General features: G+C 70.8%; 22 protein-coding genes. 10 read left to right on the top strand and 12 right to left on the bottom strand.

Translation table 11 applies throughout. The features are described 5' to 3' along the window. Positions 1-4: 4 nt before the first annotated feature. Together J2X63_RS09120 and J2X63_RS09125 are read left to right on the top strand one after the other, a co-directional pair. On the top strand, positions 5-1,021 hold the full coding sequence (locus tag J2X63_RS09120) for a magnesium and cobalt transport protein CorA (protein WP_309976302.1): 1,017 nt from the start codon (positions 5-7) through the stop codon (positions 1,019-1,021). Positions 1,022-1,047: 26 nt separating this feature from the next. Next, positions 1,048-1,416: a nuclear transport factor 2 family protein gene (locus J2X63_RS09125; protein ID WP_309976303.1), complete on the top strand. Its 369-nt coding sequence runs from the start codon at positions 1,048-1,050 to the stop codon at positions 1,414-1,416. A 73-nt stretch (positions 1,417-1,489) separates the two neighbouring features. On the opposite strand, the gene J2X63_RS09130 is transcribed toward J2X63_RS09125, so the two are convergent. The 3 genes from J2X63_RS09130 to J2X63_RS09140 are packed head-to-tail and all read right to left on the bottom strand — an operon-like array spanning position 1,490 to position 4,688. After that, a complete protein-coding gene (locus tag J2X63_RS09130; protein ID WP_309976306.1) occupies positions 1,490-3,349 on the bottom strand; it encodes a YhgE/Pip domain-containing protein in 1,860 nt (619 codons plus the stop codon). After that, positions 3,346-4,014: a hypothetical protein gene (locus tag J2X63_RS09135; RefSeq protein WP_309976308.1), complete on the bottom strand. Its 669-nt coding sequence runs from the start codon at positions 4,012-4,014 to the stop codon at positions 3,346-3,348. Before J2X63_RS09135 ends, J2X63_RS09130 begins: the two co-directional genes overlap by 4 nt. Next, a complete protein-coding gene (locus tag J2X63_RS09140) occupies positions 4,011-4,688 on the bottom strand; it encodes a TetR/AcrR family transcriptional regulator (RefSeq protein ID WP_309976310.1) in 678 nt (225 codons plus the stop codon). The genes J2X63_RS09135 and J2X63_RS09140 overlap by 4 nt, the downstream gene beginning before the upstream one ends. 186 nt (positions 4,689-4,874) lie before the next feature. On the opposite strand from J2X63_RS09140, the gene J2X63_RS09145 reads away from it, so the two are divergent. After that, entirely contained in the window at positions 4,875-5,222 is a 348-nt protein-coding gene (locus tag J2X63_RS09145) for a hypothetical protein (protein ID WP_309976312.1), read from the top strand. 53 nt (positions 5,223-5,275) lie between these two features. Here the strand turns inward: J2X63_RS09145 and J2X63_RS09150 are convergent, their stop codons facing one another. From J2X63_RS09150 to argG, 3 genes are all read right to left on the bottom strand, one after another. Next, positions 5,276-5,944 (bottom strand): GAP family protein, encoded by a 669-nt coding sequence (locus J2X63_RS09150; RefSeq protein WP_309976314.1) that lies wholly within the window; start codon positions 5,942-5,944, stop codon positions 5,276-5,278. Positions 5,945-5,954: 10 nt separating this feature from the next. Next, positions 5,955-7,427, bottom strand: a complete 1,473-nt coding sequence (cls, locus tag J2X63_RS09155; protein WP_309976316.1) for a cardiolipin synthase — start codon at positions 7,425-7,427, stop codon at positions 5,955-5,957. Positions 7,428-7,594: 167 nt separating this feature from the next. Continuing rightward, entirely contained in the window at positions 7,595-9,022 is a 1,428-nt protein-coding gene (argG, locus tag J2X63_RS09160) for an argininosuccinate synthase (RefSeq protein ID WP_309976318.1), read from the bottom strand. A gap of 165 nt (positions 9,023-9,187) precedes the next feature. Here argG and J2X63_RS09165 point away from each other — a divergent pair, with 165 nt between their 5' ends. The 4 genes from J2X63_RS09165 to J2X63_RS09180 all read left to right on the top strand — a co-directional run bounded on the left by J2X63_RS09165 (position 9,188) and on the right by J2X63_RS09180 (position 13,246). Next, the gene (locus J2X63_RS09165; RefSeq protein ID WP_309976320.1) at positions 9,188-10,645 is read left to right on the top strand and encodes a S8 family serine peptidase; all 1,458 of its coding nucleotides are present in this window, start codon (positions 9,188-9,190) and stop codon (positions 10,643-10,645) included. 108 nt (positions 10,646-10,753) lie between these two features. Then, a complete protein-coding gene (locus tag J2X63_RS09170) occupies positions 10,754-11,299 on the top strand; it encodes a DUF3151 family protein (protein WP_309976322.1) in 546 nt (181 codons plus the stop codon). A gap of 1 nt (position 11,300) precedes the next feature. Next, entirely contained in the window at positions 11,301-12,587 is a 1,287-nt protein-coding gene (locus J2X63_RS09175; RefSeq protein ID WP_309976324.1) for an adenylosuccinate synthase, read from the top strand. An 8-nt stretch (positions 12,588-12,595) separates the two neighbouring features. Further along, positions 12,596-13,246: a GNAT family protein gene (locus J2X63_RS09180; RefSeq protein WP_309976326.1), complete on the top strand. Its 651-nt coding sequence runs from the start codon at positions 12,596-12,598 to the stop codon at positions 13,244-13,246. Here J2X63_RS09180 and J2X63_RS09185 read toward each other — a convergent pair. From J2X63_RS09185 to J2X63_RS09205, 5 genes are all read right to left on the bottom strand, one after another. Continuing rightward, positions 13,230-13,970: a sulfite exporter TauE/SafE family protein gene (locus J2X63_RS09185; RefSeq protein WP_309976328.1), complete on the bottom strand. Its 741-nt coding sequence runs from the start codon at positions 13,968-13,970 to the stop codon at positions 13,230-13,232. The two genes, J2X63_RS09180 and J2X63_RS09185, sit on opposite strands and share 17 nt — an antisense overlap. A gap of 43 nt (positions 13,971-14,013) precedes the next feature. Further along, positions 14,014-15,498 carry a cation acetate symporter gene (locus J2X63_RS09190; protein ID WP_309976330.1) on the bottom strand — a complete coding sequence of 495 codons (1,485 nt, stop codon included), beginning with the start codon at positions 15,496-15,498 and terminating at the stop codon, positions 14,014-14,016. After that, entirely contained in the window at positions 15,495-15,845 is a 351-nt protein-coding gene (locus tag J2X63_RS09195) for a hypothetical protein (RefSeq protein WP_309976332.1), read from the bottom strand. Before J2X63_RS09195 ends, J2X63_RS09190 begins: the two co-directional genes overlap by 4 nt. A gap of 86 nt (positions 15,846-15,931) precedes the next feature. After that, complete coding sequence (locus J2X63_RS09200; RefSeq protein WP_309976333.1) at positions 15,932-16,681, bottom strand: LytTR family DNA-binding domain-containing protein; 750 nt, start codon at positions 16,679-16,681, stop codon at positions 15,932-15,934. Further along, entirely contained in the window at positions 16,678-17,916 is a 1,239-nt protein-coding gene (locus tag J2X63_RS09205) for a histidine kinase (protein ID WP_309976335.1), read from the bottom strand. The genes J2X63_RS09200 and J2X63_RS09205 overlap by 4 nt, the downstream gene beginning before the upstream one ends. A 208-nt stretch (positions 17,917-18,124) precedes the next feature. On the opposite strand from J2X63_RS09205, the gene J2X63_RS09210 reads away from it, so the two are divergent. The 3 genes from J2X63_RS09210 to J2X63_RS09220 all read left to right on the top strand — a co-directional run bounded on the left by J2X63_RS09210 (position 18,125) and on the right by J2X63_RS09220 (position 21,086). Beyond that, positions 18,125-18,508: a DUF485 domain-containing protein gene (locus J2X63_RS09210; RefSeq protein WP_309976336.1), complete on the top strand. Its 384-nt coding sequence runs from the start codon at positions 18,125-18,127 to the stop codon at positions 18,506-18,508. Then, a complete protein-coding gene (locus J2X63_RS09215; RefSeq protein WP_309976338.1) occupies positions 18,505-20,139 on the top strand; it encodes a cation acetate symporter in 1,635 nt (544 codons plus the stop codon). The genes J2X63_RS09210 and J2X63_RS09215 overlap by 4 nt, the downstream gene beginning before the upstream one ends. Before the next feature lie 218 nt (positions 20,140-20,357). Further along, the gene (locus J2X63_RS09220) at positions 20,358-21,086 is read left to right on the top strand and encodes an ion channel (RefSeq protein WP_309976339.1); all 729 of its coding nucleotides are present in this window, start codon (positions 20,358-20,360) and stop codon (positions 21,084-21,086) included. A 314-nt stretch (positions 21,087-21,400) separates the two neighbouring features. On the opposite strand, the gene lpdA is transcribed toward J2X63_RS09220, so the two are convergent. Beyond that, positions 21,401-22,798, bottom strand: a complete 1,398-nt coding sequence (lpdA, locus tag J2X63_RS09225; protein ID WP_309976340.1) for a dihydrolipoyl dehydrogenase — start codon at positions 22,796-22,798, stop codon at positions 21,401-21,403. Positions 22,799-22,825: the final 27 nt, after the last annotated feature.

The following is a 22,825-nucleotide window of genomic DNA, read 5'->3' on the forward strand; positions in this document are numbered from 1 at the left end:
GCCGATGCCCGTCGTCGACAACGCGATCTACTCGGGCGGCCGCCGGGTCGCCACCCCCGCCTCGCTCGAGGAGACCTTCGAGACCCGTGAGACGCACGGCGGCTTCGCGTGGATCGGCCTCTACCGCCCGACCGACGCCGAGCTCGACGCCCTGGCGAGCGAGTTCGGCCTGCACCCGCTCGCCGTCGAGGACGCGAAGAAGGGCCATCAGCGGGCGAAGCTCGAGCGCTACGGCGACAGCCTCTTCGTCGTGCTGCGTCCCGCCCGCTACCTCGACGCGCAGGAGCAGGTGGAGTTCGGCGAGTTGCACGTGTTCATCGGGCCCGACTTCGCCATCACCATCCGCCGCGCCGAGTCCCCCGACCTCGCCAGCGTCCGCCGCCGGCTCGAGTCCTCGCCCGACCTGCTCGCGAAGGGTCCGGAGGCGGTGCTCTACGCGGTGCTCGACGAGGTCGTCGACGAGTACTCGCCGGTCGACGCGGGTCTCGAGAACGACATCGACGAGATCGAGGAGCAGCTGTTCTCGGGCGACCCAGAGGTGACCCGGCGCATCTACGACCTGGCGAGCGAGGTCATGGAGTTCCAGCGGGCGACCCGACCGCTCGTGGCCATGTTCGACGGCCTCGAGCGGGGCTTCGAGAAGTACGCCGTCGACCTCGAGCTGCAACGTTACCTGCGGGACGTGAAGGACCACGTCATCCGGATCATCGAGCGCGGCGACACGTTCCGCCAGCTGCTGCAGAACGCGTTGCAGGTGCACTCGACGCTGGTGGCGCAGCGGCAGAACGAGGAGACCCGGGTGCTCTCCGAGACGGCGCTCGCGCAGAGCGAGCAGTCGAAGAAGATCTCCAGCTGGGCCGCCATCATCTTCGCGCCCAGCCTCATCGCCGCTGTCTACGGCATGAACTTCCGGTACATGCCCGAGCTCGGCCAGCCCTGGGGCTACCCGTTCGCGATCGCGCTCATGCTCGGCTTCGCGGGCGCGCTCTACCTCATCTTCAAGCGCAGGGGCTGGCTCTGAGCGGATGCCGCGGCTAGCGTTGCGGCATGACCGAGATCACCGACGATCTGCCCGCCCGTCTGCTGCACGAGGAACACGCCGGATGGAAGGCGATCCTCGACGGTCGCGGCGGCGAGCACTACCAGCGCGCGATGACCCGCGACGCGCTCATGGTCGTCGAGGGGGCGATGCTCGGCCGTGACGAGATCCTCGCCGCGTTCCGCACCACCCCGCCGTGGGACTCGTACGAGCTGCACGAGCCCGCCGTCATCCGACTCGGCGACCACGCCGGCGTGGTCGTGTACCGCGCGGTCGCACGGCGTGGCGACGACACGGTGAACCTCCGCATGTCGACGACCTACCTCTACGACGACGGCGCCTGGCACGTCGCCGCGCACCAGCAGACTCCCGCCTGACGGCTGTGGCCGCGGCATCCGCCTGACGTGGCCGCCTGCCGCGTCCGTCTGACGCAGCCCCGCGGGGCTCCGCTCAGCCGATGAGGCTCGGCTGCAGGTCGCGCAGGGTGCGATAGTGCGTCATGCGGGTGACGCCGACGGCGGCGAGCACGAGGGCGCCGACCAGCCAGGCCAGGAGCACGAGCGCGTCGACCCCGGCGCGCGACAGGTCGCCGCCGTACATGAACTGGCGCATCGCGTCGACGACGTAGCCCATGGGCAGCACGTGGTGCAGAGCGGCGAGCGGGGTCGGCAGCGTCTGCCACGGGAACGTGCCGCCCGCGGTGACGAGCTGCAGCACCATGAGCACGAGCCCGAGGAACTGCCCGACCGAGCCGAGCCACACGTTGAGGGCGAGGATGATCGCCGCGTACGTGACCGACGCCAGCAGCATGACCCCGAGGGTGCCGACCGGATTCGCCATCGGGAAGCCGAGGGTCACGGCGAGCACGACGAAGAGCATCACCATCTGCACCGCACCGAGGAGGCCGGGGGTGAGCCAGCCGGCGAGCGTGACGCGGATCGGGGAGTGCAGCGCGGTCACCGCCCGTCGCGAGATCGGCTTCACGATGAGGAACAGCGCGTAGATGCCGATCCAGCCGGCGAGTGCCGCGAAGAACGGGGCGAGGCCGGCGCCGTAGTTGCCGGCCTGGGTGAGCGCCGACGTGTGCAGGGCGATCGGATCCGAGATGGTGTCGGCCTGCGCGTCGCGCGTGGCCTGGTCGGAGTCGGGGATGGCCGCGACGCCGTCGTCGAGCCCGTCGCGCAGGGTGCCCGTGCCGTCGCGGAGGGTGTCGAGGCCGCCCTCGAGGGTGCCGATGCCGTCCCGCAGCGCACCGGCGCCGCTCGCGGCACTCGCCGCGCCGTCGGCCGCGGTGCGCGCACCCGCGGCGAGCTGGGCCGAGCCGTCGGCCACCTGCGCACTGCCGGCGGCGAGCTGGTCGATCTGGCCGACGACCTGCTGCACGCGCGCGTTGCCCGTCTCGATGTCGTCGCCGAGCGGGTCGAGGCGGGCCAGTACGTCGTCGATCGTGGCCTGGTCGACGCCTTGGGCGGCGAGCCGCGCGGCGATGTCGGCGCGCACCTGGGGGAGCGCAGCCGTCGCGTCGCCGACGGCGCTGCCGACGCGGTCCGCGGATGCTGCGAGCTGCGCGTTGCCCGCCGCGACCTGCTGCGCGCCCTCGGCGAGCTCGGCCGAGCCCGTGGCGAGCTGCTCGTTGCCCGCAGCGAGCTGTGCGGTGCCGTCGGCGAGCTGCGTGGCGCCCGCGCCGAGCCGGGAGGCGCCGTCGGCGGCCTGCGTGGCGCCGTCGGCGAGCTGGGCTGCGCCGTCGGCCGCCTCGACGAGGTTGCCGCGGATGGTCGAGATCGAGCCGAGCAGCATCGACGCAGCCTCTCGGTTCACCGTCTGGGCGATGGTGGTGCGGATCTGCTCGATGGCCTGCTTGCCGATGGTGCCGGCGAGGTAGCTGTTCGCGTCGTTGGTCTCGAGGGTCAGCTCGGCCTGGCGGGGGGCGTCGGTGCTCACCGAGGCGAGCGCGTCGGAGAAGTCGGCGGGGATGGTGATGACGAAGTCGTAGTCGGATGCCTCGAGACCGGCCTGCGCCTCGGCCGCCGTGGTGCGGTGCCAGTCGAAGGCCTGGTCGGCGATGAGCTCGTCGGCGACCTCGTCGCCCACGTTGCGCGGTGCGCCGCCGTCGGATCCGGGCGTGCCCTCGTCCTCCACGACGAGCGCGACGGGCACCTCGGGGAACTTGGCGTACGGGTCCTGGTTGGCCCAGAGGTAGAGGCCGCCGTAGAGCACGGGTACGGCGATGAGCGCGAGGAGCGCGATGACCGACATGCGGGTGGAGGTGAGCCGCCGGAATTCGGCGGCGATCATCTGCGGGACCTTCACGCGAGGCCTCCCTCGGCGATGGCGGCCTGCTCGTCGGTCTCGTCGACCTCGTCGGCCTGCATGCGGGCGATCATCGCGGCGGCGCCGATGGCCGCCGCGGAGGCGTCTCCGGCGATGACGAGCACGGCGTATCCGCGGTCGGCGAGGCCGCGAGCGAGCGTCCACCACTCCTGCGGGTCGCCGCCGTGGCGGTCGGGTGAGACGAGCACGATCCCCTCGACCCCGTCGCGCAGGATGGCGAGCTCGGTGAGCAGGCGCAGGCGCACGACCGGGTCGACGTTCGCGACCGGCACGCGCGCGAACTCGCGCAGGCCGAGGTCGTCGAGCCAGCGCGACACCGAGACCGGGTTCGAGGGGACGCCGGCGAACATGAGCTCCTCGGCGGCGACGCCCGCGAGCGTGATGTCGGGAGCGGGGTCGGACACGCCGGGCGCGTCGACGAGGGCGACGGTGCGGCGGATCGCCGCGGCATCCGCTCGGCCGTCGATCGTGACGGAACCGGCGTCGGGGCGCATGCGTCCTGCGGCGAGCAGTCCGAGGACGGTGGGGCGCTGCTCGGTCTCGGCGCGGGCGAGCGTGGCGCGGCCGGATTCGTAGCCGACCGTGGTGGGGGCGAGCGCCTGGCCGTTTCGGCCCTTGCTCACGCCGCGGAGTTCGATCCTCATGCGTGCGTCTCCTGCTGGTCGTCGGCGACGGCGGGGGTGGCGCCGTCGACCGAGAGTTCGGGTGCCCGCGCGATGAGGTCGGCGCTGTCCTGCCACCCGAGGCCCGCGGTGCCGAGCACGGCGAGCATCACGAGGCGGCGGCCCTCGACGTCGTCGATGCCGGTTGCGGCGGCCTCGAGCAGCACCGAGATCGCGGCGGACTCGATGAGGCGCGCGAGCACCTCGGGGCGGATGTCGGGGCGCACCGTGCCCTCGGCGATGCCGCGCTCGACCAGCGTGCGCAGCCGTTCGCGCACGGGCTGGAGGGCCTCGCCGGCGTGGGCGGCGTAGGGCTCGCGCACGGCCATGCCGGCGAGCATGCGCACGTGTGCGACCGCGCCCCACAGCCGCGCGCCCAGCAGGGCGATGGCGGTGGGTGCGTGCGGGTGGTCGGTGGCGGCCGCGACGGCGTTGAGGCGCGCCGCCCCCACGTCGATGACGGCGACGACGAGCGCGTCGCGGTTGGCGAAGTGGCCGTAGAAGGCACGCCGGGTCAGGCCGGCGGCACTCGTGATGCGCTCGAGTGGGGCGTCGGATGCCTCGCCGAGCGTGTCGGCGGCGGCGGCGAGCAGGGCTTCGCGGTTGGCGGTCGCGTCTCGACGTGGCGCGCGACGGCCCGCGTCGATGTCGGACATGACGCCAGTCTACGAAATTGCACACCGATGTGCAACTTGTGCAGGCGTGTCCCCCATTCCAGCCCCGAACGAGTGGCACTCGCTTTGGGGCGCGGCCGAAGGGGCACGACCTGAGGATTGCTCTTGTGGCCGAATTGCAGCCGGTGCTTGGCTGGCGACGTGTCGAAACCGAGAGGAGACACCTCGATGTCCAGAACCTCCACCACACGCCTCGTCGCCGGCCTCGCCGCCCTGCCGTTCGTGGCCATCAGCGTGCTCGGCGCCGGTCTCGCCGCCAACGCCACGTCGCCGGTCGACGGGGACCACCGGGTCCCGTACTGCCACGCCACGCACAGCGAGAAGAACCCCTTCGTCTTCATCGAGACCGACAAGGTCGCGGTCGTGCGCGCGCACGAGAAGCATCAGGACCTCGAGGACGTGTACCCCGGTTTCTGGTACGACGACCACGGCACCCCGACCTGGTTCGAGGGTCGCGGCGACGCGGCCTTCGCTGAGCGCGGATGCGTCGGAGGCGGCGGGGGCGGGCACGGCTGATCCGCCGCCGGGACCGCGATGCTAGGGCGACCGCGACGTTGGTCGGCACGCGGTCAGAGTTCGGTCAGCCCGGTCCCGATGATGAACACGCCGATGAGGATGACGATCAGGGCGGTGACGGTGGTGCTGTTGCGGCTGATCCAGTCCTTCATGGCCAGGAGCCGAGGTTCCATCCCCTTGCGGTCCGCGAGGGAGAGGATCACCGGCACCGCCACGGTCGAGGCCCCGATGACCGTGTAGATCCCGATGACGATCGCCGCTTGGCCGACAGACAGGTCGGGCGCTCGGATGGCGAGCCCGGCGGCGATCGCGAGGAGCAGTCCCTTCGGCCGGACGTTCAGTGCGAAGGCGATGCCGAAGGCGCTCCACGGCCCCAGCTTGTCGACCGAGTTCAGCCACTTGGGCATCGCATCGGAGGGATGTCGCAGCGCACGACGCCATTCGATGCTCGCGATCACCACGAGCGCGATGCCCACGAGGATCTCGATGATCGCGATGACCGTGTCGGGCCGCCGATCGAATCGAGGCGACGGGATCGCCTGCGCGCCGAGCGTGAAGATGGTGACCATCGTCGCCATGCCCAGGACCCAGCCGATCAGGAAGGGCAGCGCCGTCTGCGCTCCCTTCGGCGACAGGAGGATGACGATGGTCGCCATGATGGGGACCGAGCTGATCGCCACGGCGAGCGCGATCGGGAGGATGTGACCGATGGCCTGCAGCATCCGGTCTCGCCTACTGCAGCGCCGAGGTGAGCCGCGCGATGCCGTCGAGGAACGTCGCCGACGCGGGCTCCCGCTCCCACTCCTCCAGCGTCAGCTGCCGGCCGACGGCTCGATAGCCCGCCTCGACCTCGCGCATGTCGGCCACGAACGAGGCCCCGCGCACCAGCATGATCACCTCGAAGTTCAGGTTGAACGAGCGGATGTCCATGTTGCTCGAGCCGATCACCGCCACGTCGTCGTCGATCGACAGGTGCTTCGCGTGCAGGATATACGGCCCGGGATAGAGCCAGATCTGCACGCCCGCGCGCAGCAGCGCGCCGTAGTACGACCGCTGCGCGTGCCAGACCGAGCCCTGGTCGCCGATCTCCGAGACGAAGAGCTGCACGTCGAGGCCGCGCAGCCGCGCTGACGTGATCGCGTACATCATCGCCTCGTCGGGAACGAAGTAGGGGCTCGTGATGATCACGCGCTCCTGCGCCGCGTTCACGAGCGACAGGAACAGTCGCAGGTTGTTCTCGCCGTCGAACGCCGGGCCGCTCGGCAGGATCTGGCAGTCGAGCGCGTCGGGCGAAGTGTCGAACGCGATGGCGGTGGCGGGCACGTTCTCATCGTCGACGAGGAGCTCGTCGGTCTCGGCGTACCAGTCCGACAGGAACACCGCGTTCAGCGCCGTCACCGTCGGCCCGGTGACCCGCGCCACGAGCTCCTGCCACTGCAGGCCCCGCTTGATGTTGCTCTTGGAGTTGTAGCTGCGGTCGATGAGGTTCTGCGAGCCGGTGTAGCCGACGCGTCCGTCGACGACGACGATCTTGCGGTGGTTGCGCAGGTCGGGACGCTGGAACTTGCCCTTGAACGGCTGCACGGGGAGCATGAAGCTCCACTTGGCGCCGATGCGGTCGAGCTCGGCGTAGGTCTCCTTGTGGGTGGCCGATCGGCCCGTGGAGATGTGGTCGAGCAGGACCCGCACCGTGACGCCCCGCTGCACGGCACGCTCCATTGCGGCGAAGAACTCCTTCGTCGTCACGTCGAGCGACACGATGAAGAACTCGACGTGCACGAAGCGCTCGGCCGTCTCGATGTCGGCGGTCATCGCGTCGATCGACGCCTGGTAGTCGCCGATCAGCGTCGCCCGGTTGCCGCCGATGACGGGAAGCGCCCCGAGCCGCTGGTTCTGCTCGGCGATCGTGGCGAACCACGTGGGCCACTGCGATCGATCCGGGGCCAGGTCGACGCCCTCGGCGCGCTCGCTGATCAGCCGGTTCACCTCGGCCTGACGCACCCGCCACTTCTTCGGCAGCTTCACGTTGCCGATGAGCAGGAACAGCAGGATGCCCACGAACGGGATCAGGAAGATCGCGAGCAGCCACGCCATCGCGGCCGTCGGCTTGCGGTCGCGAGGGATGATGATGAGCGCCGTGATGCGGATGACGAAGTCCGCCGCGACCAGGATCCACCCGATGATGGTGGCAGTCTCGGCGCTCACGAACGCCCGGTCGTTCGATGTGTCGCTGCAGCACCGGCCATGGCGCCCTCCCCAGTACGGTCGCTCTCGCCGCCCGCCTCGCTCAGACGGCCGGTCGGTTGTCTGAGTATGGCACCGGCATCGCGGCCGTCAAAGCGTCGCCGCGCTCGAGTGACGCAGCGGGACGCTCAGTCGGTGCCGAGGTCGAACGCCGCGGCCTCGTTCGCGGCATCCGTCGCCGCCTCGAGGTCGGTCTCGACCTCGCCCGCGGTGATTTCGCCAGCCTCGCCGGCCTCGAGATCACCCACGAGCTCGGCCGTCGCGCCGCCCACGATGCCCTGGAGCGCGTACTGCTCGAGACGCGCACGGGAGTCGGCGATGTCGAGGTTGCGCATGGTCAGCTGGCCGATGCGGTCCTCGGGGCCGAAGGCGGCGTCGCCGACACGCTCCATCGACAGCTTCTCGGGGTGGTAGCTGAGCGCAGGACCCTCGGTGTTCAGGATCGTGTAGTCGTCGCCGCGACGCAGGCGAAGGGTGACCTCGCCGGTGACGGCCGAGCCGACCCAGCGCTGGATGGACTCGCGCAGCATCAGGGACTGCGGGTCGAGCCAGCGGCCCTCGTACATCAGGCGACCGAGGCGGCGGCCCTCGGCGTGGTAGTTGGCGATGGTGTCCTCGTTGTGGATCGCGTTGAGCAGGCGCTCGTAGGCGATGTGGAGGAGCGCCATGCCGGGCGCCTCGTAGATGCCGCGGCTCTTCGCCTCGATGATGCGGTTCTCGATCTGGTCGGAGACGCCCAGGCCGTGCCGCCCGCCGATGGCGTTCGCCTCGTAGACGAGGGCCACGGCGTCGGAGAACTCCGCGCCGTTGATGGCGACCGGGCGGCCGGCCTCGAACCGCACCGACACCTCCTCGGTGGCCACCTCGACGTCGTCGCGCCAGGCGGCGACGCCCATGATCGGCTCGACGATGTCGAGTCCGGCGTCGAGCTCCTCGAGGCGCTTCGCCTCGTGGGTGGCGCCCCAGATGTTCGCGTCGGTCGAGTAGGCCTTCTCGGTGGCGTCGCGGTAGGGGAAGCCACGCGCGACGAGCCATTCGCTCATCTCCTTGCGCCCGCCGAGCTCGGTCACGAACGCCGCGTCGAGCCACGGCTTGTAGATGCGCAGGCGCGGGTTGGCCATGAGGCCGTAGCGGTAGAACCGCTCGATGTCGTTGCCCTTGTAGGTGGAGCCGTCGCCCCAGATGTCGACGCCGTCCTCCTTCATGGCGCGCACGAGGAGCGTGCCGGTGACGGCCCGGCCGAGCGGCGTGGTGTTGAAGTAGGTCTTGCCGCCCGAGCGGATGTGGAACGCGCCGCACTGCAGCGCGACCAGGCCCTCCTCGACGAGCGGGGCCTTCGCGTCGACGTGGCGGGCGATCTCGGCGCCGTACTCCTTCGCGCGCTCGGGCACCGCGGCGATGTCGGGCTCGTCGTACTGGCCGATGTCGGCCGTGTACGTGCAGGGCACCGCGCCCTTCTCGCGCATCCACGCGACCGCCACCGAGGTGTCGAGGCCGCCGGAGAAGGCGATGCCGACGCGTTCGCCGACGGGCAGGCTGGAGAGGACTTTCGACATGCCCACCAGCCTACTTGCGCCTCTTCCCCGGCGACGACGCCGCCAATAGACTCACGCCACCGGTCGCGCGGCACCATCGACGTCGCCGTCGTCGCATCCACTGGACGGTCCGGGCCGCCGACCGACCCACGGCCGGCGGTGCACTCCACACGAAGGAGCACACGTATGCAGAAGCACACGGTGATCGGCGCGGCATCCGCCGTGGCCATCGCCATCGGCCTGATGGGGGCCGCGGTCGCACCGGCCGCAGCCGCTACCGGACCCGAATCCACATACCTCGTACTCGCGCCGCAGGGCAAGAGCACGGCGAAGGCCGCGGCCCGCGTGACCGCAGCTGGCGGCACCGTCGTCGCCGCCTACGACCAGATCGGCGTGCTCGTCGCGAAGTCGACGAACACCCGCTTCGCCGCCGCAGCGGCCGGTTCGGGCGTCGAGTCGATCGCCGCCACCGATGGGCTCGGCACGACGCTCATCGATGACGAGGTCAGCGACGTCGTCGGCAGCGCGACGGCAGAGGCCACGGGCGACCCCACGCAGGAGCCGCTGTGGAACTCGCAGTGGGACATGGCCCAGATCGACGTGCCCGCAGCGCACGCCATCACGACGGGTGACCCGTCGATCGTGGTCGGCGTGCTCGACTCCGGCATCTCGCCGACGCACCCCGACCTCGCCTCGCAGATCGCGTTCGACCAGAGCGCCTCGTGCATCGGCGGCGTGGTCGACACGAGCGTCGCGGCGTGGAGCCCGACGACCTCCGACCACGGCACCCACGTCGCGGGCACCATCGCTGGCGCCATCAACGGCGTGGGAATCGCCGGCGTCGCGCCGGGCGTGAAGGTCGCCTCCGTCAAGGTCGTCGATGACGACGGGTTCATCTACCCCGAGGCCGCGGTCTGCGCGTACCTCTGGGCGGCCGACCACGGCATGCCGATCACGAACAACAGCTACTTCATCGACCCGTGGGAGTTCAACTGCGTGAACGACCCGCGCCAGCGTCCGGTCTGGCAGGCCGTGCAGCGGGCGCTGCGGTACTCGTCGGCGCAGGGCACCCTCACGGTCGCCTCCGCGGGCAACAGCAACGTCGACCTCCAGCACAAGTTCGTCGACTCCTCGAGCCCCAACGACGGCAGCTACCCCATCGAGGACCGCACCATCACCGGTGCCTGCCGCGACCTGCCGGCTGAGGCGGCCGGCGTCCTGACGGTGTCGGCGGTCGGCCCCACCGAGCAGAAGAGCTACTACTCGTCGTACGGCCAGGGCGTCGTCGACGTGACGGCTCCCGGCGGCGACACCCGGTTCCGCACCGGCGGCGCCTCGTCGACGCTCACCGATGGCATCCTCTCGACCACGTGGAGCCCGGTGACGGGGAACGGGTGGGGATACAAGCAGGGCACGTCGATGGCCGGCCCGCACGCGGCCGGTGTCGCGGCGCTCGCCCTCTCGGCCCACCCGGGCATGAACCCCGGGCAGCTCGCCTCGTTCCTCGAGCGCACGGCGACGCCGCTGGAGTGCCCCGTCGGCGTGTACGAGCCGCGTCCGGGCTTCCCGGCCACGTGCACCGGCGGCGAGCGCAACTCCTTCTACGGAGCCGGCAACGTCAACGCGCTCAACGTCGTGCAGTAGCGACCTGAGCGGATGACGCCGCGAGGGGCCGGGCCGAGAGGTCCGGCCCCTCGTGCATGCCGCCGCGTCCATCATGGGCCGCCGAAGGGGCCCACGATAAGGTTGAGTGTGACCGCAGACCAATCAGCACCCGAGGGCGAGGCGTCACTCGCCGACGAACCCGAGGTGCGGCAGGCACTGGCCGAAGCCGATCGCGCATCCGTCGCGTCGGTCGTGTCGGGGCATCCGTCGTCACCTCTCGCGTGGGCCGAGCTGGCCGACCTGGCCGATTCCGAAGGCCATGCCATCGATGCGTTCGCGTACGCGGCCGTCGCCGTGGAGCTCGCCCGCGAGCAACTCTCGGCCGCCGGGTGGCAGCCGGGCGGCGCCGTGAGCTGGTCCGACGAGCCGAACCGCGCCTACCTCAGGGCGCTCGACGCGCAGCGCCGGGCCGCCGAGCACCTCGGCCTCGAGGGGCACGCCGCCCGCCTGGCCGACGAGCTGGCCGCGGCCGACGCGTCCGCGCCGGCGCGCATCGCGTCGGAGTTCACCCCCACGCAGATGATGCCGATCGTGGCATCCGCCGGTCGCTTCGAACCGGCCACCGGATTCGATGCCCCCACCGGCGAGCCGCTCGCCGAACCCACCGCCGTCGACGCGGCAGGAGAGGACTGACATGCCCGCAGCCGTACTCATCGGAGCGCAATGGGGCGACGAGGGCAAGGGCAAGGCGACCGACCTGCTGGGTTCCCGGCTCGATTACGTCGTGAAGTTCAACGGCGGCAACAACGCCGGGCACACGGTCGTCGTCGGCGACGAGAAGTACGCCCTGCACCTGCTGCCGTCGGGCATCCTCACGCCGGGCGTCGTGCCGGTGATCGCCAACGGAGTGGTCGTCGACATCGAGGTGCTGTTCGAGGAGCTCGAGGGGCTCGAGAGCCGTGGGGTGGATGTCTCGAAGCTCCGCGTCTCGGCGAACGCGCACCTCATCACCCAGTACCACCGCACGCTCGACAAGGTCACCGAGCGCTTCCTCGGCAAGCGCCAGATCGGCACGACCGGCCGCGGTATCGGCCCGGCCTACGCCGACAAGATCAACCGCGTCGGCCTCCGCATGCAGGACCTCTTCGACGAGAACATCCTGCGGCAGAAGGTCGAGGGCGCCCTCGACCAGAAGAACCACCTGCTCGTGAAGGTCTACAACCGGCGTGCCATCGGCGTCGATGAGGTGGTCGACGACCTGCTCGGCTACGTCGAGCGACTGCGGCCGATGGTCACCGACACGTCGCTGCTGCTGCACCAAGCGCTCGAGCGCGGCGAGACCGTGCTCTTCGAGGGCGGCCAGGCGACCATGCTCGACGTCGACCACGGCACGTACCCGTTCGTCACGTCGTCGAACGCCACGAGCGGCGGCGCGGTCACCGGCTCGGGCATCGCGCCGAACCGGATCGACCGGGTCATCGCGGTCGTGAAGGCCTACACCACCCGCGTCGGCGCCGGCCCGTTCCCGACCGAGCTCTTCGACGAGTGGGGCGAGTTCCTCAGCGAGAAGGGCCATGAGTTCGGCACCACCACGGGGCGTCGCCGCCGCACCGGCTGGTACGACGCGCCCATCGCCCGCTACGCGTCGCGGGTCAACGGCGTCACCGACTTCGTGCTGACGAAGCTCGACGTGCTCACGGGCCTCGAGCGCATCCCGGTCGCGGTGGCCTACGAGGTCGACGGCCAGCGCGTCGACGAGGTGCCGGTGTCGCAGTCCGACTTCCACCATGCCACTCCCGTCTACGAGGAGTTCCCCGGCTGGCAGGAGGACATCTCGGGTGCACGCTCGTTCGAGGAGCTGCCCGCGAATGCGCAGGCCTACGTGCGCGAGCTCGAGGCCATGAGCGGGTCCCGCATCTCGGCGATCGGCGTCGGCCCCGGCCGCGAGGAGATCGTGCAGTTGCACGACCTGCTCGACTGAGGCGCGACATGACCGCCCGCCGCCCTGCCGACGAGCCGCTCGTCGGCCGATACATCCGCCTCACGCCGTTCTCGAACGACGACATCCCCGAGCTGTACCGCGCGCTGGGACGCCCCGAGGTGTTCGCCGGTGGGTTCGGAGGCGGACCGGCTGGGCAGCCGACCGATCTCGCCGCGTTCGAGGCGTTCGCGCTCCGCTCCTACGCGCCCGCGTCCGACGCCCTCCCGTTCACCGTGCGCCTCGAGGGGGGACCCGACCACGGCACCGTGGTCGGCGCCACGAAGCTCGGCGACCTCGACCTGCCGAACGAGTCGGCGCACATCGGCTGGACCGGCTACGACCCGAGGGTCTGGGGCACCGCCGTGAATCCCGAGGCGAAGCTGCTGCTGCTCGGGCTCGCGTTCGACCACGGCTTCGGCCGGGTGAAGCTCCAGGCCGACGCGCGCAACGCGCGATCCCGTGCGGCCATCCTCAAGCTCGGCGCGCAGTTCGAGGGGCTCGCCCGCCGGCACAAGCCGCGGGCCGACGGCACCTGGCGGGACTCGGCGATCTTCTCGATCATCGTCGACGAGTGGCCGGCGGTGCGCGCGGGGCTCGAGGCACGACTGGACGCCCGGGGCGGCGAGCCCGTGCTGCTCGAGGTCAGCCCGCGAGGTTGATCGCGCCGTCGACGATGGCGACCACACCGCCCAGGTAGGCGATCGCGATGACGCCGGCGCGGGCGGCACGGTGCCCGATGCGCGCGTGGAGCAGCTCACCGAGCGCGAGCCCGACGAGCAGCGCGGCGATCGAGACCGGCCAGACACCCGCGTCGACCTCGGGCATCGCCCAGCCCGACGCGGCGAGCTTGCCGACGAGCGAGCTGAGGCCGATGACCACGAAGTACGGCTGCGCGGTCGCGGCGAAGCCCGCCTGCGGCCAGCGCGTCGCGACGGCATAGACGCTCAGGGCGGGCCCGCCCACGCCGGCGGCGGCGTTCATGAATCCGGATGTCGCACCCGCGACGATCGCGGGCGTCCGCCCCGTGGCGACGTGCTCGGTGCGGGTCACGGCCAGCGACACCGTGAGCGCCACGATCACCAGGATGCCGATGCCGAGCTGCAGCACCGGCCCCTGCAGCCGCGCGGCGACCAGCGCTCCGATGACCGTGCCGGCGACGGCGGGCACGACCAGCCAGCGGAACCGCGGCCAGTCGATGTGCCGCCAGACCCGCGGCAGGATCAGGAGCGACGACAGCACGGCGCAGGCGTTGACGATGATCACCCCGTCGAACGGCCCGAGGAGCACGACGAGCGCGGGCGCGGCGATGAGGGCGAACCCCATGCCGGTGACGCGCTGGGCGAACGCACCCACGAGCACCGAGACGGCGACGGGCAGGAGCACCGGGCAAGCCTACTGGCGCCCGTGGGCGCGGCGCCGGCGTGCCTCAGGCGGCCCCGCGGTGCCGCGCCGCCTCGGGAACGTGCAGCCGGGTCAGGAACGCATCGGCACCACGGGGCGCGCCGCGGCGGTCGTTGCGCGACACGAGCACGGTGACGAGCACGGCGAGCGGCACCGTCCAGGCGGCGGGCTGTTCGAGGAACGGGCGGATGCCGGGCGCCCACGTCGCCAGCGCGGAGCCGCCGAGGATCGCCGCCCCCGAGAGCACCGCGCCCGTCAGCATGCCCGCGACGGCGCCCCGCGCGGTGAGCCCGCGCCACCAGATCCCGAGGATGAGCACGGGTGCGAGCGTCGACGCGGTGAACGCGAACACGAGTCCCACGCTGCCGGCGAGCCCCGTCGACTCGGTCGCGAGCGCCACCACCAGCGGCACGAACGTGGAGATCACCGCGGCGATGCGGAAGCCGCGCACGCTGCCGCCGAGGAGGTCCTGGCTGATCACGCCGGCAAGCGACACCACGAGGCCCGACGACGTGGAGAGGAATGCCGCGAAGGCGCCGGCGATCACGAGCGCGGTGAGCACCTGGCCGACCGGCCCGGGCACCAGCCGGTCGGGGAGGAGCAGGATGAGCGCATCGGACTCGCCGGGCGCGGCCAGGTCGGGCGCGAACGCCCGCCCGAGGAACCCGAATGCCGTGGGGAACAGGTAGAACACCGAGAGCAGCACGAGCACGATCACCGTGGTGCGCCGCGCGGCGACCCCGTCGGGGTTCGTGTAGAAGCGCACGAGCACGTGGGGGAGCCCGAGGGTGCCGAAGAGCAACGCCACCATGAGCGACACCGTGCGGTAGCCGTCGAGGTCGCCCGGTCCGGCCGATGCCGGGAACGCCTCGGCCGGGGTGAGCTGCGCGGGCGGCTCCCCGCCGTTCACGACGAGCAGCACCACGAACACCGGCACGGCGAGCGCGGTGAGCTTCAGCCAGAACTGGAACGCCTGCACGAAGGTGATCGACCGCATGCCGCCGGCCGCCACGACGACCGCCACGATGACGGCCACCGCGAGCGACCCCGCCCACGCCGGCAGTCCCGTCGTGATCCGCACGGTCAAGGCGGCGCCCTGCAGCTGCGGCACGATGTAGAACCACCCGATGACGATCACGAGCAGGCTCGTCACGCGCCGCGCCGCGGTGGACTCGAGCCGGGCCTCGGTGAAGTCGGGGATCGTGTAGGCGCCCGAGCGGCGCAGCGGCGCCGCCACGAACAGCAGGAGCATCAGGTAGCCCGCCGTGTACCCGATCGGGAACCACAGCGCCGCGGATCCGGTCAGCAGGATGAGGCCCGCGATGCCCAGGAACGACGCGGCCGACAGGTATTCGCCGCCGATCGCCGACGCGTTCCACCACGGCCGTACCGTGCGGCTGGCGACGTAGAAGTCGCTCGTCGTGCGCGAGACGCGCAGTCCGTAGAACCCGATGAGCGCCGACGCGAGGGCCACCACGATGATCGCCGTGTAGCCGATGACCGGGTTCACTCCTCCTCCACGAGCGAGCGATAGCGAGCCTCGTTGCGCGAGGCGGCGCGCACGTAGAGCGCGCCCACGGTGATCGCGAGGGGGTAGACGCCCGCGCCGAGGAGCAGCCATGACAGCGGCACGCCGATCACGAACGTGGTGTCGAGCTGCGGCACGAGCGCGATGGCCAGCACGAACAGCGCCGTCGCGACCGCGAAGCCGACGGCGAACACGACGCCGAGCCGCAGCTGCGACCGGATCAACGACCGCACGTACACGCCTGCGATGTCGCTCGTGGGCGCCTCGCGTCCGGCCTGGGTGTGCGGGCGAGCGGATGCCCCGGGCGAGCCGGCGTGGGGTGCGGTCACGCGTACCCGGGCGGGCGGCCTCCGGCCATCGGTGGAACCGGGAGGACGCGCCGGCCCCGCGGCATCCGATCGACGGTCGTCGTCGCTCATGATCTCGGCCGGATGGTCGCCGACTCGAGCCGCTCGCGCAGGGCGGGCAGCAGCCGCCGGCTCACGGGCAGCTCGGCCGCGCCCACCGTGACGCTCGGGTGGTCGCCGCCGAGCCGGATGCGCGTGAGGTGCGGGATCGCCACGAGGTACGAGCGGTGCACCCGCACGAATGCGTCGCTCCACTGCCGCTCGAGGTCGGACATCGGCACGCGCACGAGGTAGCTCGCCTCCTCGGTGTGCAGCCGCGCGTAGTCGCCCTGCGCCTGCACGTAGCGCACCTCGTCGCGGCGGATCATCCGCGTCGTGCCGCCCAGGGTGACCGCGATCATCTCGGGCTGCGCATCGGATGCCGCGGCGCCGGCGTGCACGGCCGCCGAGGCCTTGAGCGCCTCGACGATGCGGGTCACCGAGCGGTGCAGGCGTTCGGTGCGCACGGGCTTCAACAGGTAGTCGACGGCGGCGAGGTCGAACGCCTCGAGCGCGCCCTCCTCGTCGGCGGTGACGAACACGAGGGCGGGCCGCCGCTCGAAGCGCTGCATCGCCCGGGCCAGGTCGAACCCGTTGAGGCCGGGCATGTGGATGTCGAGGAACGCGGCATCGACCGGCTCCCGTGTGAGCAGACGGATGGCCTCGGCGCCCGACGCGGCCTGGTGGATGACGCCGATGCGTGGGTCCTGTCCGAGCAGGAACGCCAGCTCGTCGATCGCAGGCTGCTCGTCGTCGGCGATGAGCACGGAGATCGTCATCGTTCCAGTCTTCCACCGGGACTTCGGTTGGCACCGGGACTGCGCGAGGCGTCTGCGGATGCCGCGACGCGGCCGGGCTGCGACTTCGGCACCCGCATCCGCACGAGCGTGCCAGCGCCGACGTTCGTCTCGACGACGAGCCCGTGCTCCTCGCCGTAGACCTGACGGAGGCGAGCGTCGACGTTGCGCAGGCCCACGTGCTCGCCCGGGGCGCCGCCCGCGAGCACCGTCTCGAGCCGTTCGGGATCGATGCCGACCCCGTCGTCCTCCACGCTGATCTCGGCGAACGCACCCAGGTCGGACGCGGTGATGGTGATGCGGCCCCCGCCCTCCTTCGACTCGAGGCCGTGCCGCACCGCGTTCTCGACGAGCGGCTGGATGGAGAGGAACGGCACCACGGTCGACAGCACCTCGGGCGCGATCTGCAGCGTCACCCGCAGCCGGTCGCCGAAGCGGGCCCGCTCGAGCCGGAGGTAGCTGTCGATCGAGCGGAGCTCCTCGGCCACGGTCGTGAAGTCGCCGTGGCGGCGGAACGAGTAGCGCGTGAAGTCGGCGAACTCGAGCACGAGCTCGCGCGCCTGCGCCGGGTCGGTGTTGATGAACGACGCGATGGCGTTCAGCGAGTTGTAGATGAAGTGCGGGCTGATCTGGGCCCGCAGGGCTCGCACCTCCGCCTCGGCGAGCGCCGCGCGCGAGGCATCCAGCTCACCCAGCTCGACCTGGGCGGCCACCCAGTCGGCGACCTCCCCGGTCGCTCGCACGAGGCCGGCCCGCACTGGCGCCCCGAACGCGACGATCGCGCCCACCGCCCGGCCGCCGGCGCGGATCGGGGCCGCCACGGCGTCGGTCTCGCGGTCGCCGAGGGGGATGCGTCGCTGCACCTGCGACCTGCCCGAGGCGCTCGCCTCCGCGGCGAGACGCCCGGCCACCGCGCGCACGGCGTCCTCACCCTCGACGACGACCCCACCCGAGCGATCCACGAGCGCGAGCGTCTCGCTGCCGAGCAGCGCCCGGAGGTAGCGGACCGCCCGAACCGCGTCGACCTCGTCGATGCCGCCGCGCAGGTGCTTCGCCGCGCGGCTCGCGAGGTGGAGGGTCTGGTACGTCGCCTGTTCCACGTCGGTGCCGAGCTCCTTCGAGGATCCGACGATGCGTCGCAGGAGCAGCACCACCCCGACGGCGAGCGCCCCCGCCACCACTCCGGCGGCAGCGGCGAGCAGCATCGACTCGGGCATGCAGGTCAGCGTAGCCGTCGTTCGTCGTCACGGCGGAGCCGTTCGTCGCACGATGCCTGCCGTTCAGCGACGACGAACGGCGAGCAGCCCCGGCGCCCCGGGAGCGAGCGCCAGCATGGTGCCACTGCATCGCCCCGCCGCCCTGACGGCTCGGTGCAGCGGCGCGGCGGACGGTCCGCCGAGACCCCCCTCGAAGGAGAGAGACGCCATGGGCAACGACGCCCTGAGCGCGGACACGTCGACGGCACTGGCCGACGTCGATTACCCCGCCATCCAGCAATCACCGGAGTTCCAGACCCTTCGCCGCACGCACCGGGGCTTCGTGTTCCCGGTGCTGGCCGCCTGCCTCGTCTGGTACTTCGCCTACGTGCTGCTCGCCAGCTACGCGCACGACTTCATGTCGACGCCGGTGTTCGGCAGCGTCAACGTGGCCATGGTGCTCGGCATCGCACAGGTGCTCACGACGTTCGCCGTGACGACCTGGTACGTGGCCTTCGCCAACCGGCGCCTCGACCCGCTCGCCACCGACATCCGTGAGGGCATCGAAGCGGATGCCGCCGCGGCATCCGACACCGAAGGGGCGAACCGATGATGACGCACACGCAGACCCACACGCACCTCGCTGCGGAAGCGGCGGCCGCCTCGCCCGGCGACCCCTGGCTCAACATCGCCATCTTCGGCGCGTTCGTCGCGATCACGCTGGTGATCGTGTTCCGCGCCAGCCGCAACAACAAGACCGCCTCGGACTACTACGCCGCGGGCCGCTCGTTCACGGGTGGGCAGAACGGCGCCGCGATCGCGGGCGACTACCTGTCGGCGGCGTCCTTCCTCGGGATCGTCGGCGCGATCGCCGTCACCGGCTACGACGGGTTCCTCTACTCGATCGGCTTCCTCGTGGCGTGGCTCGTCGCGCTGCTGCTCGTCGCCGAGCTGCTGCGAAACACCGGCCGCTTCACGATGGCCGACGTGCTCTCGTTCCGGCTCAAGCAGCGCCCGGTGCGCATCGCCGCGGCCACGACCACGCTCGTCGTGTGCTTCTTCTACCTGCTCGCCCAGATGGCGGGAGCGGGCGGGCTCGTGTCGCTGCTCCTCGGCATCGGCGACAAGCTCGGCCAGGCCGTGGTCATCACGGTCGTCGGCGCGCTCATGATCCTCTACGTGCTCATCGGCGGCATGAAGGGCACGACCTGGGTGCAGATCATCAAGGCGGGCCTGCTCATCGCGGGCGCCGCGGTGATGACCGTGTGGGTGCTCGCGATCAACGGCTTCAGCTTCTCGACCCTGCTCGACAACGCGGTCGCGACCGCCGGCAACCCGGCGATCCTCGACCCCGGCCTGAAGTACGGCGTCTCCGAGGTCGCGAAGCTCGACTTCCTCTCGCTCGGCCTCGCGCTCGTGCTCGGCACCGCGGCCCTGCCGCACGTGCTGATGCGGTTCTACACCGTTCCCACGGCGAAGGAGGCGCGCAAGTCGGTCGTCTGGGCGATCTGGCTGATCGGCATCTTCTACGTGTTCACGCTCGTGCTCGGCTACGGCGCCGCGGCCCTCATCGGCCCCGAGGTCATCGCCGCGGCCCCCGGTGGCGCGAACTCGGCCGCTCCCCTGCTCGCGTTCGAGCTCGGCGGGCCGATCCTGCTCGGCCTCATCGCGGCGATCGCGTTCGCGACGATCCTCGCGGTCGTCGCCGGGCTCACGATCACGGCGGCGGCCTCCTTCGCGCACGACATCTACGCGAGCGTCGTGAAGAAGGGCAAGCCCGAGCCGGGTGCCGAGGTCAAGGTCGCCCGTCGAACGGTGGTCGTGATCGGCATCATCGCGATCGTCGGCGGCATCGGTGCGAACGGCCAGAACGTGGCGTTCCTCGTGGCCCTGGCCTTCGCCGTCGCGGCATCCGCCAACCTGCCCACCATCGTGTACTCGCTGTTCTGGAAGCGGTTCACGACCCAGGGCGCACTCTGGAGCATGTACGGCGGCCTCGGCTCGGCGATCGTGCTCATCGCGCTCTCGCCCGTCGTGTCGGGCACTCCCACCTCGATGATCCCGGGCGCCGACTTCGACATCGTGCCGCTGTCCAACCCGGGCATCATCTCGATCCCGCTGGCCTTCTTCCTCGGCTGGCTCGGCACCGTGCTCGACAAGGGCACGGAGGACCCGGCCAAGCAGTCCGAGATGGAGGTGCGCTCGCTTACGGGCGTCGGCGCCGAGAAGGCGGTGCAGCACTAGAGGGTTCCGGCGGCGGGCTGGGAAGTTCCGCCGCCGGGGCGTCATTCGACGCGGCAGGAACGCCTGCCCGGCCGCGTCGATGGAACACCAGGGGCGGATGCCGCGACCTCGCGTCGCAGCATCCGCCCCTGTTGCCGTTCCCCGTCGTCGCATCCTGTTCGCCTCGCGGCGGGTTCGTTGAGATGTGGACGCCCCCGACCTGTCCTACGCTCGCAGCCATGAAGCAAGAGCGTTGGCAACGCGCCACAGAATGGCCGCTTGTTTTTGCTGCGGTTGCCTTTCTCCTCGCGTACTCGTGGGAGGTCATTGCGGAACTCACGGGGACTGGATTGCTGGTCGCTGAGATCGTGATCGCGGTGACCTGGCTCATCTTCCTGGTCGATTACATCGTCAATCTCGTGCTTGCTGAGCATCGATGGCGGTGGTTCTACACGCACTTGTTCGACCTCGCGATTGTGGTGTTGCCGATGCTTCGTCCGCTGCGGCTGCTTCGTCTCGTGACGATTCTCGCTGTGGTGCAACGGACGGCGGGTGCCGCATTCCGGGGGCGGGTGATCGTCTACGTGGCGGCTGCCGCGTCGCTGCTCGTGTACGTCGCTGCGCTCGCTGTGCTCGACGCTGAGCGTCATTCGGGCGGCAGCATTCAGACGCTCGGGCAGGGGCTCTGGTGGGCGTTCGTGACCATCACAACTGTGGGGTATGGGGACCACTTCCCGGTTACTCCGACCGGCCAGTTCGTGGCAGTCGGTGTGATGCTCGGCGGCATCGCGCTGATCGGTGTGGTCACGGCAACGCTGGCGTCGTGGATCGTAGAGAAGGTGGGTGCGAACGAAGCGGCTGAGGAGGCGTTGACTCGCCAACACGTTGAGGAGTTGATGATCGAGATCAGGGCACTCCGCGAAGCGATCGGGGCCGCGAACACCGTGTCGCCTGACGCCGAACGGTGAGCATGCTGCGACCGACGGCTTCCCTCGGCTTGCTTGCTCTCGCATCGGCACAGTGCGTCTGAGCGCGCCATGCGTCGACGCGCGGAATTCCGTCGAACCTTGCCCACCTGCGACGCTGGCTCTCGCCGGAAGACATGCGCCGCATCGCCCGACCGGCCGTTCCATACGACAGGGATTCGCCAGTAGGACTCGGAGTACGGGTCCCCGCTCTCAAGCACAAGCAAGTTATCCCGCGTGAAGGCGGGCAAACGTGCTGACCGAACGCAAATCCGTCGACACATTGCGACGAAGTCTGGACGCTCACAACAGCACAATCACATGTTGATCATGTGCCCCGTCAGGCCGTGGAACGCCTCCTGCAGGGCTTCGGAGAGCGTCGGGTGGGTGTGCACGTTGCGGGCGAGCTCGAGCGCGCCGAGGTCCCACTTCTGGGCGAGGGTGAGCTCGGGCAGCAGCTCCGAGACATCCGGGCCGATGAGGTGGCCGCCGAGCAGCTCGAGGTACTTCGCATCGGCGACGAGCTTCACGAAGCCCACCGGGTCGCCGAGGCCGTTCGCCTTGCCGTTCGCGGTGAACGGGAACTTCGCGACGACCACGTCGTAGCCCTCGTCGCGGGCCTGCTGCTCGGTGAGCCCGAAGCTCGCCACCTGCGGCGAGCAGAACGTCGCCCGCGGCATCATCCGGTAGTCGCCGAGCTCCAGGGTCTCGGCGTCGCCGATGGTCTCGGCGGCGACGACGCCCTGCGCCTCGGCCACGTGGGCGAGCATGAGCTTGGCGGTGACGTCGCCGATCGCGAAGATGTGCGGCACGTTCGTGCGCATCCGCTCGTCGATCGCGATCGCGCCTCGTTCGGTGAGCTGCACGCCCGTGTTCTCGAGGCCGAAGCCCTCGACGTTCGGGGCGAAGCCCACCGAGATGAGGGCCTTGTCGACCTCGAGCGCCCCGGGCTGCCCGTCGGCCCCCGTGTACGAGACGGTGACGGATGCCCCGTGGTCGACGACCGTCTCGACCTTGGTCGAGGCGAGGATCGGGATGCCGAGGTTGCGGTACTGCCGCGTGATCTCCTTCGAGACCTCCACGTCCTCGTTGGGAAGGGCCCGGTCGAGGAACTCGATGACCGTGACCTGGACGCCGTAGTTGCGCAGCACGTAGGCGAACTCCATGCCGATGGCGCCGGCGCCGACGATCGCGATCGAACGTGGCAGGTCGCGGGTGAGGATCTGCTCCTCGTAGGTGACGACGTTCTGGGACAGCTGGACGCCGGGGAGCAACCGCACCCGCGAGCCGGTCGCGATGATCGCGGTGCGGAACCCGATCGTCTCGACCGACCCGTCCGCCTTCGTCACGTCGAGCGTGTTCGCGTCCCGGAAGGCGCCGCGGCCGTCGACCTCGGTGATGCCGTTCTTCTTCATCAGGAAGTGCACGCCCTTGACGTGCTTCTCGGACACCTGGCGGCTTCGGTCGAACGCGGCACCGAAGTCGAAGTGCACCTCGCCCGAGATCCCGAACGTCGTGGCCTGGTCGTGGAAGATGTGCGCCAGCTCGGCATTTCGCAGCAGCGCCTTCGAGGGGATGCATCCCACGTTGAGGCACACTCCGCCCCAGTACTTCTCCTCGATGACGGCCACCTTCAGGCCGAGCTGCGCGGCGCGGATCGCGGCAACGTAGCCGCCGGGGCCCGCGCCGAGGACGATGACGTCGAAATCGCTCATGCGGGCCAGCCTAGGTCGGGAGCGCTC

Source organism: Agromyces sp. 3263, from assembly GCF_031456545.1.
Classification (GTDB): domain Bacteria; phylum Actinomycetota; class Actinomycetes; order Actinomycetales; family Microbacteriaceae; genus Agromyces.

Coding starts and splice junctions, on each gene's coding strand:
- J2X63_RS09175 (WP_309976324.1), top strand. CDS start 11,301: ATGCCCGCAGCCGTACTCATCGGAGCGCAATGGGGCGACGAGGGCAAG.
- J2X63_RS09135 (WP_309976308.1), bottom strand. CDS start 4,014: ATGAGGATCGAACTCCGCGGCGTGAGCAAGGGCCGAAACGGCCAGGCG.
- J2X63_RS09120 (WP_309976302.1), top strand. CDS start 5: ATGCCCGTCGTCGACAACGCGATCTACTCGGGCGGCCGCCGGGTCGCC.
- J2X63_RS09145 (WP_309976312.1), top strand. CDS start 4,875: ATGTCCAGAACCTCCACCACACGCCTCGTCGCCGGCCTCGCCGCCCTG.
- J2X63_RS09210 (WP_309976336.1), top strand. CDS start 18,125: ATGGGCAACGACGCCCTGAGCGCGGACACGTCGACGGCACTGGCCGAC.
- J2X63_RS09205 (WP_309976335.1), bottom strand. CDS start 17,916: ATGCCCGAGTCGATGCTGCTCGCCGCTGCCGCCGGAGTGGTGGCGGGG.
- argG (WP_309976318.1), bottom strand. CDS start 9,022: ATGTCGAAAGTCCTCTCCAGCCTGCCCGTCGGCGAACGCGTCGGCATC.
- J2X63_RS09180 (WP_309976326.1), top strand. CDS start 12,596: ATGACCGCCCGCCGCCCTGCCGACGAGCCGCTCGTCGGCCGATACATC.
- J2X63_RS09150 (WP_309976314.1), bottom strand. CDS start 5,944: ATGCTGCAGGCCATCGGTCACATCCTCCCGATCGCGCTCGCCGTGGCG.
- J2X63_RS09220 (WP_309976339.1), top strand. CDS start 20,358: ATGAAGCAAGAGCGTTGGCAACGCGCCACAGAATGGCCGCTTGTTTTT.
- J2X63_RS09200 (WP_309976333.1), bottom strand. CDS start 16,681: ATGACGATCTCCGTGCTCATCGCCGACGACGAGCAGCCTGCGATCGAC.
- J2X63_RS09140 (WP_309976310.1), bottom strand. CDS start 4,688: ATGTCCGACATCGACGCGGGCCGTCGCGCGCCACGTCGAGACGCGACC.
- lpdA (WP_309976340.1), bottom strand. CDS start 22,798: ATGAGCGATTTCGACGTCATCGTCCTCGGCGCGGGCCCCGGCGGCTAC.
- J2X63_RS09165 (WP_309976320.1), top strand. CDS start 9,188: ATGCAGAAGCACACGGTGATCGGCGCGGCATCCGCCGTGGCCATCGCC.
- J2X63_RS09215 (WP_309976338.1), top strand. CDS start 18,505: ATGATGACGCACACGCAGACCCACACGCACCTCGCTGCGGAAGCGGCG.
- J2X63_RS09125 (WP_309976303.1), top strand. CDS start 1,048: ATGACCGAGATCACCGACGATCTGCCCGCCCGTCTGCTGCACGAGGAA.